Source organism: Algibacter amylolyticus, assembly GCF_014202225.1.
Taxonomy (GTDB): domain Bacteria; phylum Bacteroidota; class Bacteroidia; order Flavobacteriales; family Flavobacteriaceae; genus Algibacter_B; species Algibacter_B amylolyticus.
The window spans coordinates 54,124-73,171 of the sequence record NZ_JACHGE010000008.1 but is presented as its reverse complement, the minus strand read 5'-3'; the positions used below and the strand labels follow the sequence as shown (position 1 = coordinate 73,171).

Annotated in this window: 19 protein-coding genes; 2 read left to right on the top strand and 17 right to left on the bottom strand. The window is 33.7% G+C overall.

Features of this window, described 5'->3' with window-relative positions:
• Nucleotides 1-66 precede the first annotated feature (66 nt).
• The 16 genes from HNQ90_RS14035 to HNQ90_RS13960 all read right to left on the bottom strand — a co-directional run bounded on the left by HNQ90_RS14035 (nt 67) and on the right by HNQ90_RS13960 (nt 15,381).
• Complete coding sequence (locus HNQ90_RS14035) at nt 67-948, bottom strand: carbohydrate kinase family protein (protein ID WP_144117867.1); 882 nt, start codon at nt 946-948, stop codon at nt 67-69.
• Nucleotide 949: 1 nt separating this feature from the next.
• On the bottom strand, nt 950-2,446 hold the full coding sequence (locus tag HNQ90_RS14030) for a mannitol dehydrogenase family protein (RefSeq protein WP_144117868.1): 1,497 nt from the start codon (nt 2,444-2,446) through the stop codon (nt 950-952).
• A gap of 12 nt (nt 2,447-2,458) precedes the next feature.
• Nucleotides 2,459-3,427, bottom strand: a complete 969-nt coding sequence (locus HNQ90_RS14025) for an ABC transporter permease (protein ID WP_144117869.1) — start codon at nt 3,425-3,427, stop codon at nt 2,459-2,461.
• Between the two features lie 29 nt (nt 3,428-3,456).
• Complete coding sequence (locus tag HNQ90_RS14020) at nt 3,457-4,980, bottom strand: sugar ABC transporter ATP-binding protein (protein ID WP_144117870.1); 1,524 nt, start codon at nt 4,978-4,980, stop codon at nt 3,457-3,459.
• Nucleotides 4,981-4,998: 18 nt separating this feature from the next.
• Nucleotides 4,999-6,063, bottom strand: coding sequence for a substrate-binding domain-containing protein (locus HNQ90_RS14015; RefSeq protein WP_144117871.1), 1,065 nt, complete (start codon nt 6,061-6,063; stop codon nt 4,999-5,001).
• Between the two features lie 57 nt (nt 6,064-6,120).
• On the bottom strand, nt 6,121-7,008 hold the full coding sequence (locus HNQ90_RS14010; protein WP_144117872.1) for a hypothetical protein: 888 nt from the start codon (nt 7,006-7,008) through the stop codon (nt 6,121-6,123).
• Between the two features lie 402 nt (nt 7,009-7,410).
• Entirely contained in the window at nt 7,411-8,478 is a 1,068-nt protein-coding gene (locus tag HNQ90_RS14005) for a WD40/YVTN/BNR-like repeat-containing protein (protein ID WP_144117873.1), read from the bottom strand.
• 80 nt (nt 8,479-8,558) lie between these two features.
• Nucleotides 8,559-9,227: an SCO family protein gene (locus tag HNQ90_RS14000; RefSeq protein ID WP_241678400.1), complete on the bottom strand. Its 669-nt coding sequence runs from the start codon at nt 9,225-9,227 to the stop codon at nt 8,559-8,561.
• A 4-nt stretch (nt 9,228-9,231) separates the two neighbouring features.
• A complete protein-coding gene (locus tag HNQ90_RS13995; protein WP_144117875.1) occupies nt 9,232-9,849 on the bottom strand; it encodes a toxin-antitoxin system YwqK family antitoxin in 618 nt (205 codons plus the stop codon).
• Nucleotides 9,850-9,863: 14 nt separating this feature from the next.
• The gene (locus HNQ90_RS13990) at nt 9,864-10,661 is read right to left on the bottom strand and encodes a YHYH protein (protein ID WP_144117876.1); all 798 of its coding nucleotides are present in this window, start codon (nt 10,659-10,661) and stop codon (nt 9,864-9,866) included.
• A gap of 69 nt (nt 10,662-10,730) precedes the next feature.
• Nucleotides 10,731-11,861 (bottom strand): YHYH protein, encoded by a 1,131-nt coding sequence (locus HNQ90_RS13985; protein ID WP_144117925.1) that lies wholly within the window; start codon nt 11,859-11,861, stop codon nt 10,731-10,733.
• 145 nt (nt 11,862-12,006) lie between these two features.
• Nucleotides 12,007-13,440, bottom strand: coding sequence for a CotH kinase family protein (locus HNQ90_RS13980; protein WP_144117877.1), 1,434 nt, complete (start codon nt 13,438-13,440; stop codon nt 12,007-12,009).
• Nucleotides 13,441-13,457: 17 nt separating this feature from the next.
• Complete coding sequence (locus tag HNQ90_RS13975) at nt 13,458-13,742, bottom strand: CREC-EF hand family protein (protein WP_206669658.1); 285 nt, start codon at nt 13,740-13,742, stop codon at nt 13,458-13,460.
• Nucleotides 13,743-13,870: 128 nt separating this feature from the next.
• Nucleotides 13,871-14,434: a Spy/CpxP family protein refolding chaperone gene (locus HNQ90_RS13970; protein ID WP_144117878.1), complete on the bottom strand. Its 564-nt coding sequence runs from the start codon at nt 14,432-14,434 to the stop codon at nt 13,871-13,873.
• A 2-nt stretch (nt 14,435-14,436) separates the two neighbouring features.
• Complete coding sequence (locus tag HNQ90_RS13965) at nt 14,437-14,754, bottom strand: hypothetical protein (protein WP_144117879.1); 318 nt, start codon at nt 14,752-14,754, stop codon at nt 14,437-14,439.
• A gap of 48 nt (nt 14,755-14,802) precedes the next feature.
• Nucleotides 14,803-15,381 carry an RNA polymerase sigma factor gene (locus tag HNQ90_RS13960; RefSeq protein ID WP_144117880.1) on the bottom strand — a complete coding sequence of 193 codons (579 nt, stop codon included), beginning with the start codon at nt 15,379-15,381 and terminating at the stop codon, nt 14,803-14,805.
• 383 nt (nt 15,382-15,764) lie between these two features.
• Between HNQ90_RS13960 and HNQ90_RS13955 the strand changes: the two genes are divergently transcribed.
• Together HNQ90_RS13955 and HNQ90_RS13950 are read left to right on the top strand one after the other, a co-directional pair.
• Nucleotides 15,765-16,979 (top strand): RsmB/NOP family class I SAM-dependent RNA methyltransferase, encoded by a 1,215-nt coding sequence (locus tag HNQ90_RS13955; protein ID WP_144117927.1) that lies wholly within the window; start codon nt 15,765-15,767, stop codon nt 16,977-16,979.
• A 177-nt stretch (nt 16,980-17,156) separates the two neighbouring features.
• Nucleotides 17,157-18,380, top strand: coding sequence for a tRNA modification GTPase (locus HNQ90_RS13950; protein ID WP_144117881.1), 1,224 nt, complete (start codon nt 17,157-17,159; stop codon nt 18,378-18,380).
• Nucleotides 18,381-18,528: 148 nt separating this feature from the next.
• Here HNQ90_RS13950 and HNQ90_RS13945 read toward each other — a convergent pair whose 3' ends face one another.
• Nucleotides 18,529-18,927: an ACT domain-containing protein gene (locus tag HNQ90_RS13945; protein ID WP_144117882.1), complete on the bottom strand. Its 399-nt coding sequence runs from the start codon at nt 18,925-18,927 to the stop codon at nt 18,529-18,531.
• Between the last annotated feature and the right edge of the window lie 121 nt (nt 18,928-19,048).

Below are 19,048 nucleotides of genomic sequence, written 5' to 3'. Positions count from 1 at the left end.
AAAAAAGAAAAAGGCTTCATGAATATTTACATGAAGCCTTTAACACTATTAACAAAAAACAAATTCTTAGGAATTAACCATTTTATCAATATCTTCTTGTTTAATTTCTGGATTAGCGCCTTCCCTACTTGCTACTATAGCACCTACAGCACAAGCAAAATCCAAAGCTTCTTGCGGCTCTGTTTTATTTAACAATTGTGTTATTATTGAAGCTAAAAAAGAATCGCCTGCACCAACGGTATCTACCACATTTACTTTATAACCACTATTGTAATAAAAGGCATCTTGATAATACAAAATAGCACCATTACCTCCTTTGGTTACACAAATAGTTTTAGCATTTGTTTCTTGAGCAATAAAGGCTATAATTTCTTCTAAAGATTGCGCCTTAGAACCTAAATTGCTTCCTATTTCTAGAATCTCATCATCATTAAACTTTACAAAATCGGCCTGATTTATTAAATACCACAATACATCCATAGTGTAATGAGGAGCTCTTAAATTAACATCGAAAATTTTATATTTTGCCAACTTTAAAAGCACATACAGTGTTTCTCTGGAGATTACATCGCGAGCTACTAAACTTCCAAAAACAAAAGCATCAGCATTCTCAACAATTGAAATTACTTGATCTGTAAGCTCTATTTTATCCCACGCTCTAGGGAACATAATATCGTATGATGCTGACCCTTCAACATCCAACGTAACTTTTACTTTTCCTGTTTTAAAGATTTCATCTATTTGAACACCATCTGTATTAACACCTTTACCCTTTAAAAACTTTAAAATTTTACGTCCTTTTTTATCCTTCCCCACACGACTAACCATTGAAACAGTATTATTAAAATCCTGTAATCTGGCAGCAACATTTAATGGCGCTCCTCCTATTTTTTTATGGGTTGGAAAAACATCCCATAACACCTCTCCAAAACAAGTTATATTTGCCATTTTAATTATAGTTTAACATGTTTGCATTAATTTCTAAAACGCAATTTTCAACACCTTTACTACAGATACCTTGATAGGCTTTAGTATACGTTTCAACAAAAAGTTTAGAATCTTTTAGTTTTCCAAAAACAGATTCAATTTCTAAAAAAGCAACAGGATTATTTTTTGAAGCGATAGCTTTTTCGTTTAATTCTGCTTTAATAGCATCCTTAATCAATAAGGCTTTACCGTTTTCATCTTGTCCTAAACTATAAATAGCCCAAGCTGCAACCACAAAAGCAGCATGCTCTATATGCCCGTTTTCCTTTAACTGAGAATTTATAGTTGGCAATACGAAAATCGGGAATTTAGCCGAACTTTCACTACAAATTCTATCTATTTGATCTTTAATATAAATGTTCCCGAAACGCTCTAACAACGAGGCTTCATAAGCTTCTAAATCGACACCATTTAAATCACTAAGCACGGGTGCAACCTCATGTCTCATATAAGCCCGTAAAAAGCTATTAATAATAGGATTATTAGCTACTTCATCAATGGTATCATACCCCATTAAAGCGCCTAATATCCCTAAAACAGAATGTCCCGCGTTAAGTAATTGAAGTTTCATTTTTTCAAAAGGCTCAACATCTTTTACAAATTGTGCTCCTACGTTTTCCCAGGCTGGTCGTCCTGAAATAAAATCATCTTCGATTACCCATTGCTTAAATGGCTCGCAAACTACAGGCCACGCATCGTCAATTCCCGTTGTTTCTTTTAGGTTTGAAATATCAATAGGACTCGTTGCTGGTGTAATTCTATCTACCATAGCATTAGGGAACGATACGTTAGATGCTACCCAAGTTACCAATTCTGGTTCAGCAACATTAATATAGCTCATTAGCATTTTCTTGGTCATGTCTCCATTACCTTGAATGTTGTCGCAAGACTGAATAGTAATTCCTTTTAAACCATTTTCTTTACGCAATTTTAATGCTTGCGTTAAATAACCAAATATAGTTTTTGGAGATTTCGAATGCTCTAAATCATATTGAATTAATGGGTTTTCAAAATTGAATTCGCCAGTAGCCTCGTTATAATTATAACCTCCTTCGGTAATAGTTAGGGATACTATTTTAACCTCTGGACTTGCCATTTTTTCAATAACTTTTATTGGGTTTTCTGGCGCATATAATACCTCAACAATAGAACCTATAACACGTCTAGAAAGTGTCCCATCTAACTCTTTTACAACCAAAGTATACAATCCATCTTGAGCTTTTAAAGTGTTGTAAATTTTAGTATCAAAATCTAACAATGCCACTCCACAAATCCCCCAATCCTTTACTGTTTTATCATGTAACAAATCATCTGTGTACAAGGCTTCATGGGCTCTATGAAACCCTCCAATACCAACATGTACAATCCCTGTTTTTATGGCATCCCTGTTATAATTAGGAATAGCTGCTACCTCCTTAAACTTTTCTAAGTTTAAGTTATTTAATTTATAAGTTGTCATTATTTCTTTTTTTTATTTGCTATCGAAACGTTGAAGTAACACTGCAAAAATGATAATTGCCCCTTTAACTACTTGTTGTGGATATGATGGCACATTTAAAAGATTTAAAATATTACCAATTAAACCCAAAATAAGCACCCCCATTAATGTGTTTATAGCTGTACCTTTTCCGCCATTTAAACTTGCACCACCAATTACAACTGCTGCAATAGCATCTAGCTCCCAAGCCATACCCATATTAGGAGATCCTAAGTTGGTTCTAGAAGCTACAATTACGGCTGCTGTTGCTGCTAAAGCTCCAGAAATTGCATAAACTAGAAATTTATATTTATTAACTTTTATACCAGATAAACGAGATGCTTCTTCGTTACTTCCAATAGCAATAATTAATCTTCCAAATACATTGTAGCGAAGCAAAACCATAGCTAAAATGACAATTAAAAAGAATACAATGGCAATATTTGGAACAGCTAAAGTTGAATTATTTGCAAAATTAGACATGAATTCGCCACCTGGAGTTTTAAAGGTTATTGGAGATCCTTTAGAGGAAATAAACCCTAAGCCTCTAGCAATTGTCATTAAGGCCAAAGTTGCTACAAACGGTGCCATTTTTTGATATGCCACGAGATAACCCGAGACGCTCCCTAAACCAAAACCAATAATAATAGTTAATATTATGGCCAGTGGAAGTACTACTACATTAACCAATATAGCAAAGGTTACTGCTAATAATGCAACCATGGAACCCACAGATAAATCGATACCACCTGTTAGAATTACAAGCAACATACCAATACTAATAATACCTATACCAGATACTTGTTTTAATAAATTTGAAAGGTTTGTTGATGTAAAAAACACATCGGAAATTAATGCTGAAAATATTAACAGCAATATGAAAATGAAAATTGTATTATGTTTTACGAGAAACTTAAGTAAACCACCCGGGCTACTTAGTTGTTGTTTTATTGTTAATGCCATTGTTATTTTTGTTTTTTGTTATAGCTTTGTTAGACTACTTGTTTAAGTTTTTCGCCAATAGAATAGCGTAAAATGTTTTCTTCAGAAAATTCTTCTTTTGATAATTCTCCGTAGAATGTACCTTCATGCATAACTAAGATGCGATCTGAAATACCCATAATTTCAGGCATATCCGATGAAATTACTACCACACCAACTCCTTTTTTGGCAACTTCGTTAATTAGGTTGTAAATTTCAATTTTAGCACCAACATCGACTCCACGAGTTGGCTCGTCAATAAAAATAACTTTACTATCAATACTTAACCATTTAGCTAAAGCTACTTTTTGTTGGTTTCCTCCACTTAGGTTTTTAACGTCAACTTCAGAACTTGGTGTTTTAATGTTTAACTTCTCAATTAATTCTAAAACATTTTTATATTCATTCGCTACATTTATAAACCCTAATTTACCAGAAATACCAGAAAAATTGGTGACGCTAATATTGCGTCTAATCGATAATGGTAAAAACACACCATCTTCTTTTCTATCCTCGGAAACAAATCCTATTTGGTGACCAACTGCGCACACTGGCGTATTGGTTTTTATTTCCTTTCCGTTTAAAATTAAAGTTCCAGATTTCTTTTTATGAGCTCCAAAAATTAATTTAGCTGTTTCCGTTCTTCCACTTCCTCCTAAACCTGCAATTCCTAAAACTTCTCCCGGACGTACCGAAAATGACACATCATGAACTAAGGTATCTTTAGCCGTTAAATTTTTAACTTCAAAAACAGGAACCTCACCAATTTCAACATCGCGAGTTGGATATAAATCTTTTAATTCTCTTCCAATCATTAAGCGAATTACACCGTCTGTATCTGTATCTTTTACAGCCATACTTCCTGTATCTACACCATCTCTAAGCACAGTTACAGAATCTGCAATTTTAAAAATCTCATCTAAGTGATGCGATATATAAATAATAGAAATTCCTTTATCTCTAAGTTTAAAAAGGTTGTCAAATAACTTTTTAGTATCTGTTGGGTCGAAAACCGTAGTTGGCTCATCCAATACTAAAACCTTGGTGTCCTCTGATAATGCTTTAGCAATTTCTACCACTTGTTTTTGAACAATACTTAAATCTCTAACTCGAGCAGAAGCATCAATATCAAACCCTAATGAATCAATTAAATCTTGAGCATTTTTAGTGATCTCTTTCCAGTTCATCCAAAACTTACTAGACCCTAATTTGTGCAAATAGATATTTTCGGCTACTGACAAATCGTTTACTAAGGATAACTCTTGAAACACAACACTAATGCCTAAAACCTGACCATCGTGAGTATTTTTAGGGCTAATTTCTTCACCATCTAAAATCACTTTCCCAGAATCCTTTTGGTGTACACCACTTAAAATTTTGATTAACGTAGATTTCCCTGCTCCGTTTTCCCCTAGTAAAGCATGAATTTCTCCAGGCTTTACTTTAAGGTTTACATTTTCAAGAACCGAAACCACCCCAAAACTTTTTGATATTCCGGTCATTTCTAATCTGTATTCACTATCTGAAGTTTTCATAAAACTGAATTTTAAAGATTAAAACAAGGCTTTAGGATCGTAATACTTAGCAGCATTCTCTTTTGTAATTAATAATGGCGCTGTAAATGACGTTTTCTTGAAATCTCTTTTTCCATTCATGTATTGAATAGCATACTCTACGGCATTTTTTCCAATTTGCACCGGACTGTTCATTGCAGTACATCCGTAAAAATCGGTATCCATAATGTACTTAATAGCTTCTTTTTGTCCGTCGGCACCAGCAACAATTAAAATATCATCCGTTTTACCTGCCTGTTTTATTGCTTTTATAGCACCTAATACACACACATCAGATTCTGTAATAACAACATTAATATCTGGATGTGCTACTAGTATATCTTCCATAGCTTTTAAACCACCTGCGTAAGACCACTCTGTATATGCTTGCGTTTTAACGTTTAAATCAATTTTACCTTGGGTTCTTAATTGTTCTTCCGTTATACCTTGTAAGAGTCCTTGTTTTCTAGTTCTTCCTACAGGGTTTCCAGCATTACCACTTAATAAAGCAATGTTCATTTTAGTGTTTCCCATTTTTTTAACTAACCACTCGCCTGCTAACTCACCATTTGCTAAATTATTAGACTGAATAGTTGTTACGTAATCTGCAGAAGGATTAATAGAACTATCGATAATAAAAACTGGAATACCAGCAGCCTTAGCCACTTTTGTTACACCTACTAAGGCATCAGGATCTTTTGGATTTAATAATAAAGCATCAACACCTTTAGTAATTAAATCCTCTACTGCTGCAACTTGCTTATTAATATCATCTTGTCCATCGGCAGATAAAAACACCATACCATTTTTTTCGGTACTTGCTTTAATACTTTGCAAAAGGGCTTGGTAATACGGTGCGTTTAAAGACGGCGTAGCATACCCTATTTTTTTCCCAGTTAAATCTATTGCGCTTTCTACTTTTGCGCTAGTATCTTCGGCACTATTTACATCTGCTTGAGTGGATGCTCCTTGATCTACACAGCTTGAAAGATTAAATAATAAGGTTAAAACAAATAATGGTTTAACAATTTGCCTTAAAACGGATGTCATGTTTTTTGTTTTCATAATAAATGGTTTTATATCTTAATTTAGTTAATAGTTTATTTTATATTCTTTAAAGTACTAAAAAATGGTTATATCTACTTGAAGTACAGTTTTTTCTTTTTCTGGGTTCCACATTGCTGTAACACCTATTGGTAATTTATGATTGCCTATTTTAATTTTATCACCGTAAGTAGCACCTACATTAATAAGGTTTCCTGCACCTTCTGTATAAAATGTTTTATCGGTTACAAAGGACCAAGCTCCACCTACAAATAAAGATAAGTTAGCGTCTTGTTTTTCCCAAACTTTACTTGTAACCTCAAAGTAATGTGTCCATGAATCCTCTAAAGAACCATCTTCTTGCACTTCGTAATCGCCCGAGCCACCACTAAGAATAGTAGCAAAATATAATAATGTATTAGGTGAAATGTTATACCCAAAGTTAAGATCTACAAAGTTGTAGCCTTGTGTTTTATCATAACTCCAGTAATGCAATACATCGCCACGTTCTTCAACACCTGTATAGTTATTATGTGTAACCGCCTCTATAAAAAACCTGTCAGAGAAACGGTATTTAGTATATAATGAAAACTCTTGGTAGTGAGCCCCTACGTTTTCGCCAGTATTTTTATTTACAACATCTACAGTTGTTAAACTAGCTCCTCCCCATAAACCAAATGTGAATTTTTTATCTCTAGAGTTATACTCTAAGTTAGTTGCTAACATAGCCCCTGGGTGCACTACAAAACCATGCCATAAATGCATGTTTTTTATATGTGCTCCTGCAGTAAACGCCTTGTAATCGTCGTTGTTATTTTCATCTTGAGCAGTAACTGTATTAAATCCTAAAAACAGAACACACAAACATACTAATTGAATAAAGCGCGTTTTGTTACATTTTGATTGTCTTGAATTAAAAACAGAAGCAGACAGATTTAGCTCCTTGTTTTGATGTGGTGATTTCATAATTTCAATGTTTAGTTTAGTATATTTTATTAAACGTACTTAATACGTTTGTTATGCAAATATATAGTAATTGAAACTTATAATCCAAATAAATTTTATCAACAATCACTTATAATTGAGCGTATTACAAGTATTTAACACGGAATAAAAATTAGAAAAGCCTACAAATAAAGGGGTTAACGTAATATTGACGTTTAAAAAATTTTATTTGAATTTTAACAAAAAAAACATGAATAAAATATCGATATCGGAAATAAATGGTCTTTTTAATGTAAGATTCTGATTATTAAAATAAAAAAAACACCAAAAAAAAATTAAAAACAGCCACCTTGTTAATGATGTTATTACAACCAAAAACATTTGAAAGAAAGATTAAAAACCTAAAAGAGAAGATAATACGTTTTACTTAAACACTAGTTTAGAAATTCTGCCTGCCCCAGCAGCATACGCCACCGAATCATTTAGAAAACGAATGGTATAAAACCCTTCGTCGCTTAAATGTTTCCAGGAGTCGCCGGAATCATTAGTATAATCGATACCCTTAAACCCCACAGCTACTAATTCTTTTCCGTTACCATTCGGGATATACTGCACACAGCTTCTGTATCCTGGATTTTGATTTGGAGATACAAGTTTCCATGTTTTACCACCATCTTGAGTTCTTATTTTATTAGCAGCATTATTAAATGGCTTGGTATAGTCGCCACCAATAGCGAATCCGTTTAACGCATCGTAAAAATCAATTGAATAAATACCCTCTGTTTCTCTATCCTTAACTATTGGTGTATTGTAAACACGCCATGTTTCACCTTTATCTGGAGAATAATAAACACGACCAGCTGTTGTAGCTACCCAGGTGTTGTTGCCTACAATAGCAATATTAGTATCGCTTGCTGCAAAAGCACCTTCGTTTTCGATGCCATTGGGTAAATCATTACAGGATAGTTTTTTCCAGGTGCTACCACCATCTCTAGTTATAATTGCACTTAAACAGCCATCGGTAGAATCTCCTATAGCTATACCTTCTTGGTCGTTCCAGAACTCCATAGAGTCATAGAATGCTTTGGGATGGTTTTCTTGGTAGACAATATTGTGAGTTGTATCATTTTCTATTTTTACTAAAACGGCTGGAGAGCCAACATTGAAAGCAAAAACATTCTCTTTAGTCAATGCTATTGACCTATAATTTAAATAAACTGAATCTTTAACATTATTACTTTCATTATTATAAAACACCTCATTCAAATCACCTAAAGATATTTCATAATCTTCAATTATTGGCCCTATTCTGCCATTGGAAGTTGCATAAAAAGACACCTCTGAAACCTCAATTGCCCTAACATTCAATAAAGAATCTTGTAAAAGTATTTCAATTTCAACTGTAGAAATATCTCTTGGTTTAAATGTTTCCTTTTTTCCGCAGGAAAAGAACACAACAACACCTAAAAGTAATAGTACAATACGCTTCATAATTTCGAATTTCTATAAAAGTAAAAAAGCTTCATGAATAAATCACAAAGCTTAACATCAAAACAATTGCTATTAACCAATCAAGATTCTTTTTTTAATGCCTTGATGTCTATAATTAATTGCGCCATAGAAGCGCGATTCAACCCATTATATATACCACGAATATGCTTATTCTTATCAATCAATAAAAAGTTCTCGGTATGCAAAAAATCTTCAATACTTTTTTCTTCTCCTAAATCACTTTCAACAAAATAATGATCTCTACCAAGGGTATAAATATCATGCCGACTTCCTGTTACTAAATGCCATTTATTAGCTATAACATTATTATTTTTAGCATAGGCTTTTAACACAGAAACTGAATCTGTACTTGGCATTACCGAATGTGACAGTAATAGAACATCCTTATCATTTTTAAATTCTTCTTGAATTTTTGCCATATTACCGGTCATTTTAGGACAAATACCAGGACAGGTGGTAAAAAAGAAATCGGTTATATATATTTTATTCTCGAACGTTTTTTGAGTAACCGTTTCTCCTAATTGATTTGTTAATGAAAAACCTGGAATTTTATGAAACGCTTTCTCTTCTTCGGTATTTGGGGTTAACCAATGTGGCGTAAAAGTTTCGTCGTTATAATACGGCAAATAATCTACTCTGCTATGTTCAACAACTTTAACCGTTTCTTTTTTAATGTCCTTTTTACAAGCTGTAAAAATTAGCAACACTACAATATATAGATATTTCATAATATTATTTTTTTCTAATAACGACTTCATCCTCTAATCTAACACACGAATTCGCTCTACTTAAACCAAAAATTCGACCATTTTTGGCTTCATAGTTAACATATAATTTACCGTTAGCTAACCACGCTTTTTGAAAACCGTGTTCTTTGCCATCAACAAAATGCCTTAATTTATTTAGTTGCTCGGTTGCAAACCATTTTCTTTCTACACCCTGCTTAACACCATTTTCGTAAAAGGCTTCACCCGAAACAACACCGTTTTCCCACCATGTTTTATAAACCCCTTCTAGCCTATTATTTTTATAATAAGACTCTAATTGAAGGATTCCATTTTTAGTCCAGCGTTTAGCAATACCTTCTCTTTTCCCATTAAAAAAGCCCCATTTTTCTTCTAAAACGCCATTAGAATGATACTTTAAAGAATAGCCATTATACGGTTTATCATTGTAAAACCATTGGCCTTTATTACCATTAAGAACCAATTCTTTTTTTAGCACTTCAACACTATCTATAACAATAGCCTGCACTTGCTTAGCAACATCATTTACAGGTTTACTTAACGACGTTTCTTTGCAACCCATTATTGAAAAAGCAATGAGACTAAGAAAAAGAATTGGTTTCATATTTTTACTACGTTTTAATATCCTTGAAATGGTCCAGCAAAAAGTACATACGCGGGTGCATATGCATAATTTCCTGCAGCATAAACCTCATTAATAATATGGTAATGATACTCTTCTGCACCATCTGTAAACTGCGTAGTAGATGTGTGACCACCTGAAGCATCTAAATCGGTTGGGACAGCTCCTGTAGAACTACACTGTCTTCCATAAATAAAAACACCATCAAGTAAAATACCTACCAAACTATCATCATTGCTAGTAATTGGAGTAGGTTCTAAATGGTAATGATATACTCCAGGACCTTTATGAGCTCCTGCCCAATCTAAACTTTTAGCAGCCTGATCTAAATCTCCCATACCTTCTTGGTCATTAAATATAGAAGCCCCGCTAACCGCAATTCCAATAGTATTTAATTGCGTAGCAACAGTTGCACCCGTTAAGTTTGGAGTGGCATCAACGGTAATACTTGCAGCTTCACCTTGCCCACCACCAATATAAGTATCTTGAGTTGTTTTTGTTACATCTGGCTCGTCTTTATAAAGCGCGTTATCTGGCTCCCAATAAATTGAAGCATGATCTGGATATCCTGTGGTTTCTATAGTAACCTCTGTACCATCATCAGATAAAATAACGGTAACCGCATCTTGATTAAAGGCAGCAAAAGCAGCATGCAATTCTGTAACAGCAACCTCTTCATCATCGTCGTCGCCATCATTAGCATTATCAGTACTTGAAGAATCATCACTACTGCAAGCAAATAGTGCAAAGGCAAAAATTGTAATAAAAGTTAAAGGCTTTAAATAGTATTTCATAATCTTAGTGTTTTAATGTTATTAATATTTAGATGTTAATTTTAAAATAAACTTGCGCTCGTTTATAAATTAATTTCTATTTCCTTGTGGTCGCCCTCCTTGTCGGCCTTCCTTATTTTGTTTTTGTCCTTTTGCTAGTTCTTCTTTTGAGATAAATCCATCTTTATTAGCATCAACCTTAGAGAAATCGTCGGCTAATGGTCCTTTAGCTTCTGTTTCAGATAATTTACCATCTTTATTAGCATCCATTTGCTTAATAATATCGGTAGCGCTTGGTCTTTGCCCTGGTCGGTTTACTCCTTCTCTGTTTTGAGGCCCGCGTCGTTCCTCTTGCTCAACTTCACCCATTAAACAACGACTTACATATGGAAACTCATTAGTTACCAAATACATGTATTGTCCATTTATATTAATCCCGTTACACGCATCCAAATCGCCATAACCTTCAACGTATTCAAAATCGGAACCGTAAGTACCATCGTGATGTCCGCCAACAGAAACATCAATGGTTTCGCGGGCTGTATACGTGCAATCCTCACCTTCTCTATTACCATCTAAAAGTTTATAACTCGGTTTATACGCACCGCTTTTTGAATAATACATAGGGAAACCATCATGAGCAAAACCAACATGTACTAAATCTTGACCTGTATCTGAATTTTCGATAACCGAAGTAGGCGACCCATGATAATGATAAGCCCCTGTAGGTTGCACGTGAGCATGATTAAAATCTAATCCTAAATCAATTAAATCTTGAAAGGCTTCCACTCTATAATTTTCACCGGTATCGCACACCACAACCTCAGCAGTTCCCGGCTCGAATTTTACACCGTTTAAAGCAATTCCTGGTTCTCTTATCCACTGCGCTTCTCCTGTATATTTTGGTTTAACAGGAAAGGTGTATGTTTTATTTTGTGCCGAAATACGATTAGGATTCCCTTGGTTTGGAAAAGCTCCTGTTTTATGATTAGGCAATGCGTTGGTAACCATTTTCCTGGTATTACCACTAACAGTTACAAAGGTTTTAGTACCATAATCCTCGTTAATTAAAGAATAGTTCCCAAAATAATTAATAGGAGTTTCGGTATTGTGGCTATGCGAATGTTCGCCTTCAGAATCGTGACTATGTGTCCCAGTATTACTTTTACAGCTTAATAATACTATTAAAAGTATACATATTGTTAGATATCTATTTATCATCTTCATTATTATTAATTTATTCTACTTTGTATTTAGATGTTGTTTTTACCAATAACTTGTGGCCAACATTCTTTTTTTTTGAAAAAAGCCTCATAATATCACTTATGAGGCCTTTAAAAAAGCTAAACCAAACTCAATTATTATATTAATTATTTAAATAACTACTTACTGCCGATGCTCTAGAAGACACATGACTTTTTAATGTATTTACCGCACTCTGAAAATCGGCACTAGAATTTAAAAACGTATATCCTGGAATCTCTGAAGTGGCATACTCATCAATTAAAGCAGCATACGATGTATATAAGGATTGCATAGTACTGGTATTAAAAGCACCATCAACAACCTCTTGCACATAAGCTTGATACTTTGCTTTGTAAACCTCATCTTGATACATGTAACCAATTAGTGGCCATTGCGATGCAGAAATATTCGAGAAATCTAAATTGGCAGCACCACCTTGTTTTCCTTCTTGAAGCGCCTCATTATTATCCCAAGGAATCCATGTTAATTTACTCGTATCTGGATTATTATATAAGAAGTAATTATGCGTCATTACACCGTAAGTATCCCAGTTTTGAATAACCGTATTTACAGCTAAGTATTTTAAAAACACATCGGTATCTAATACAGCATCTAAGTTAGACCTCCAAGTTTCCGCATCGGTGCTGCGTGTTCCATCGTTTATTACAGAAAGTAAGTTTGCTACATCGCTAAAATCGGCCTCATCTTCATTTGTTTTCTTTACATATTCATCTTCATCAAACGTACCGCTAGCAAAACTTGCTGCGTCGCCATCTGGTTTGTATAAATTACCATCATCATCGGAAAATTGTGTATCTATAACTGTATCATCAACCTCTTCAACCAAAGTGTATAAACCAAAATATACAGGACCATCTCCATGATCAACATAAACAGTGTAAAATGCTGTATGAGATACTGCTAAACCTGCATTTTTAAACACATCGGCAGCTACTTTTTCTCGCAACATCGATTTATCGTCGAAGTTGTTTTTAAGACTTAATTTTTTAAATCCGTAAAAACGCTGGTTATCTATTTGTGGGTAATCATCTTCAAACTCATCAAAATCTAATTTAAATGATAGCTTTAAAATACCATTTTGCCAGCTGGTTTGCAAGCTAGAGTTACCTTTAAAACGCACACCAACTCTATACCATTCTTTGTCTTTATAAAACACTTCGGCAGGCACAAAAATAGGGTCTTCGTCGGTATCGGTTAAACCACCACCTCTAGAACCACCTCCAAAAGTACCGTACAAATTGGTCATATCATCCAACATATTTTGCCAACGCGCTTCTGTAATAACTATATCTAAACGTTTTACAGCGTTATCTTCAAAAACCTCATCAAAATTTGGATCTACATCTTTAGTGTGTGTTTCCGTGGTCCAATCTGTAGCTTCAAAATCGGTATCATCTATTACAACTTCTACCTCTTCCTCAACACTTTCTTCATTTACAGTATTATCATCATTATTACAGCCTATAAAAAAGAACGTTAGTAATACAAAAACTGCCGTTTTGTTTATTAGTTTAATTGCATGTATTGTTTTCATTTTATAAAATTTTAAGGTTATTTTCTTTCTTTTCTTTCTGGCTTAGGCGCATTTTTCAATTCTTCTTCTGTAATAACCCCATCCTCATTGGCATCAACTTTTGCAAAATCCTTTTTTAAAGGTCCCTTAACTTCCTTTTCAGAAAGTTTCCCATCTTCATTGGCATCCATCTCTTCTAATAACTCCTTAAAAGTTGGTGGCTCTTTTCTATCAGGTCTATTATCCGATTGTCCAAAAGAACTGTTCGACATAAATAATGTTATTCCAAAAACCAAAATGGCTGTTTTAAATACCTTGTTCATATTTTCTAAATTTTATTGTTATGTACTTTTAGATGCTATAACTTTTTTAAACTTGTGACGCCTTCTGTTAAAAAAATCACAAAAAAAAGACCCTCAATATTTTGAAGGTCTTTTAAAGCTAATTCGTTTTAATGGATAGGTGGTGGCATTTGTTCCATACGCTCTCCATCCATTGGTGGCGGTGGTCTATGGCCATCGGGTCCATCCTCTCGCATCTCCCCTGGTCTTCCTCCCGGAGGAGGTCCCTGACCTCTATCGCCGCGCCTAAGTGCATCTTTTAAAATCCTATTAAACGTTTCCTGTTGCTCTGCAGTGCAAATCTCTTTAATTTTACTAAAGTATCTATAAACCTCTAAATCCTTAGCCGCTTCCTTTTCTCCTATTAGTTTTGTTAATGCTATTATTTTAGATTCATCGAAACTAGCATCAGAGAATCCATTAAACATATCATCCTTTAACACTCTAATATCGCTACTAATGTTTTGCATACGTTTATGGTGCTTTTTATCTAAAACATCAAACCTTGCTTTTTGTGCCAGATTAAAACCCAACTCTTTTGTTAAAAACATTTTAGGACGCATAGGCTCTTTTCCGTTATTCTTCGGTCCTGCACCTAAATAATTATAGAGGAAAAAGCCATTCACCACAATTAAAAAAACAAGTAGAATATATAATGGTAATTTTTTAGACATAATTAATTTAATATTAAGGTATCATTATCACTAGCCACCAACCCATAAGACTCGGCAAACTCACTTAAATTCTCATCGTAACTCGATGCGGTTTCCATTTTACTAAAAGCAACCACATTAAGCACCACTATACAAACCAATGTCGCTAATTGCAGCTTAGGTGTAAACCAACTCCAAACGCTTTGTTTTTCTTCCTTTTCGGCAAATAACACCTGCATGGTTTTATCTTTAAAAAAGGGAGACACGTTTACAGGCTCGATGGCATCAAGCGCGCTAAACGCACTATCAACCTTATCTTGTATGTTTTTATTTGTTTCCATATCTCTGTGTTATATATTATTAGATGCAAAAAAATTTTAAAACTTGCGCTAATTATCATTTTTATAAAAATTTTCTAAAAGTTTCTGTAAATTCTTCCTTGCCCTAAACATTAAACTCTCTACCGACGACACGCTCTTTTCAATAATCTCGCTAATTTCCTGGTAACTTTTACCATCCACCTTATGCAATGTAAAAACCACTTTTTGTGCCTCGGGTAATTGATTTATAGCATAAAACAAGGTCTCACTCTTCTCTTTATTTTCCAAAATAACACCCGGATGATTCATTTCGGTAAAATAACTAGTTTTATCCAATGGCAACTCATTACCCGTAATAGCTTGTAAAAACGCAAAACGCTTTTTCGTGTTACGCTTCCTTATAAACTCCAAGCATTTGTTAGTAGTAATCCTATAAATCCAAGTCGATAGTTTAGAGTTCCCTTTAAATTTTCCTATCGAATTAAACACCTCCACAAAAACATCTTGAGCAATATCCTCGGCATCTTCTTTATTAGGCACAAACGAAATACAGGTAGCAAAAACCTTTTGCTGGTACTCGTCCAACAACTTCCCATACGCATTTGCATTATGGTTTTGCAATCCTTCTATAAATTCGTTTTCTGTCAAAAAAAATTTCAAACTAGATGTCTTCCTAAAGTTTCAGGATTAACAAGGTCAATTAAAACCCCAAAGTTAAGCTTTTATAAAAACTACATATCTCTAGAAGCAAAAAAATAGACTAACTCGAATTTGGGCGTTCCCCTATCGGGTCTGGCTTTACGTTGCAAGTCCTCGGTCGTACCTCCCTGTGGGCTTTCCACTGCAATCCTTAACGCGGGCAAACCAGCTAATATTACACATAAAACCATATTAATACACATCTGCTAGCACTCGTATTTTAAAAGCCAAAACAAAAACACCCATGGTGTAAAACAAACCACTTTAAAACCTGTAAACAAGTTAAAAATTAACCATTTAAAAACGTACCTTTGCAGCCTTATTTAAATACCATGCGATTACACAGAAACCTCTGCTTTGCAGTTATAGACGGCCTAACATTAATCTTCAACGAAGGTAAATACGCCGATAAAGTTATACAACAACTATTAAAACGCGATAAACGTTGGGGCTCTCGCGATAGAGGCTTTGTTGCCGAAACCACATACGAAATGGTACGTTGGAAACGCCTGTATGCCGAAATTGCCGAAGTTAAAGAACCTTTTGATCGTGATAACCTATGGCGCATGTTTGCCGTTTGGGCAACCTTAAAAGGTATAAAATTACCAGACTGGAAATATTTTGAAGGTACACCACTACGTAAAATTAAAGGACGTTACGACGAGCTTTCTAAAGTGCGCCGCCTAAAAGAATCTATTCCAGATTGGATGGACGAAATTGGACGCAAAGAATTAGGCGATGCCGTTTGGAGCAAAGAAATAGCAGCTTTAAACGAGCAAGCCGATGTTATTTTAAGAGTAAACACCCTTAAAACAACTAAAGAAAAATTACAAACCGAATTATTCGATTTAGATATTGAAACCGAATTTATAGACGGTCACCCAAGCGCACTTAAATTACGCGAACGTGCTAATGTATTTGCTACCGAAAACTTTAAAAATGGTCATTTTGAAGTTCAAGATGCGAACTCGCAATTAGTAGCCGAATTTTTAAATGTGCAACCCGGTATGCGTGTTGTAGATACTTGTGCTGGTGCCGGCGGAAAAACCTTGCACCTAGCTTCCTTAATGGAAAACAAAGGGCAAATTATTGCAATGGATATTTACGGCAATAAACTAAACGAATTAAAACGTCGTGCTAAGCGAAACGGTGCTCATAATATTGAAAACCGCGTTATAGAATCTACAAAACCAATTAAAAAATTATACGACAAAGCAGATCGTGTTTTAATTGATGCGCCATGTTCTGGCTTAGGTGTGTTACGCCGTAACCCTGATGCAAAATGGAAATTACAACCCGAGTTTATAGATAAAATAAAAGAAACTCAGCAAGACATTTTACAGCAATATTCTAGAATGGTAAAAGTTGGCGGGCAACTAGTTTACGCTACTTGTTCTGTATTACCTTCAGAAAATCAAAATCAAGTTAAAACCTTTTTAGCTTCGGAAGCTGGAGCAAACTTCGAATTATTAAAAGACAAAAAACTACTATCTCATAAATCTGGATTCGATGGTTTTTATATGGCTTTGTTGGAGCGTAAAGCATAGCATAAACTTAGATAATTTAAAAATCCTGATAGGCAACTATCAGGATTTTTTTTATCCTTATTTATAAGAAAAAACATCTATATTTACTTAGTAATAACCAATTAAAGTATGCTACAACCAAACAAAATACCAAGCTACTGATTGTCAATCTATTTAACCACAAACTATTTGTAACAGATGAAAAGAACGTTTTTAATTATACTAATAACCATACTAACCTTAAGTTGTTATTCACAAATTTCTTATGAGAAAGGATATTATATTGACAATAATGATAAAAAAATTAATTGTCTAATTAAAAATATAGATTGGAGAAACTCCCCAACTCAATTTGAATATAAAACATCAGAAAATAGCGAACCCCAAATAGCAACTTTTAAAACCGCAAAAGAGTTTGGCATTTATAACATTTCAAAATATATAAAAAGTTTAGTAAACATTGATAGATCTGATGATAACATCAATAACTTGACCACCGATAAAAACCCTGTTTTCAATAAAGAAACTCTATTTTTAAAAGTATTAGTTGAAGGCAAATCTAACTTATATCAATATATTGATGGCAAACTAAATAGATACTTTTATGGCAATGATGTATCAAATATTGAGCAACTAGTCTTTAAAGTTTACAAAACAGAAAATAATGATATTCGAAAGAATAATAGATTTAGACAACAATTATGGAATGATTTGAAATGTCCAAATTTTAAAATGAATCGCGTTGAAAAACTCAATTATAGAAAAAAAGATTTGATTGATTTTTTTAATGATTATAGTACATGTCATAATAAGGAAGTATACAGTTTAGAACCAAAACAAAAACGAGATTTATTTAATCTAACAATTAGACCTCAATTTTATAGTTCTACTCTATCAATAAAAAGTACCAATCCTGATTTTAGCACCATAAATTTTGATAAGGAGTCAGGTATTAGGTTTGGATTAGAAGCTGAATTTATTTTACCTTTTAATAAAAATAAATGGGCACTTGTGGCAGAACCTACTTACCAAAAATTTAAGGCTGAGCAATCAGCAGACGCTAGAAATATTAATGGCGGAAAAATAATAGCTAATCTAGATTACACTTCAATAGAAGTACCTGTAAGTATAAGGCACTATATATTTTTAAATGAAAAGTCTAAAATTTTCGTTGATGCTTCTTTGGTATTTGACTTTAGTTCAAATTCAACAATCGATATTACAAGAAATGACGGATCAAGCCTCTATGACTTAGATATTATGACCTCAAGTAATTTAGCTATTGCAGTTGGTTACAAATTAAACGAAACTTACAGTTTGAGCTTAAGATATCAAACAAAGAGAGATCTTTTAGCTACCTACACAGGTTGGATTGCGGACTACAATACAGTATCTATGATTTTTGGATATTCTTTATTCTAAAAAGAACGTATTATATTGCATTTAGAAAAAAATAGATTTGATTAATATGAAACTGGTTTAGAACAAGAAGGCAAACCTTAAAATCCTGACAAACAACTATCAGGATTTTTTTTATTTCATATATAAAGTAAATCTAAAAAGCAAAGTACTAATAACTTTTAGAAAGTGTAGTTAAAGCCTTAACAGCTTGTTCCGCATCGTTTTTATCAACAAAAATATGATCGTGATAAAACCCAGCTATAACATTGCAACTTATATTATGTTTAGTTAACACATCGGCAAATAATGCAGTTAAACCAACGGCATCTAAAGCCGAATGTACCTCTAAAGTAATCCAGCTCGCTACAAAACTATATTTAAGACCTAACCCATCTGCCTTTGTTTTAGCCATTACAAGGGTTATACCCTCCTCTTCTTTAAACTCACAAATAGTATCTTCCCTTTTAATTTCTCCAAAATGCTTCACGGTTACAAAAACATATTCGCCTTCGTTTAACTTAGGGTTCATGCTTCTTACTAACTTTTCTAAATTCTTCTCTCCGTTCATAACTTAAAATTTCATTCAATAAAGTAAAAACACTATAATAAGCATTAAAATATAATCTTACAATATCAAATTATTTAACGCAACATTCACAATTACAATATTTTTAAGCTAATTAAAAGTT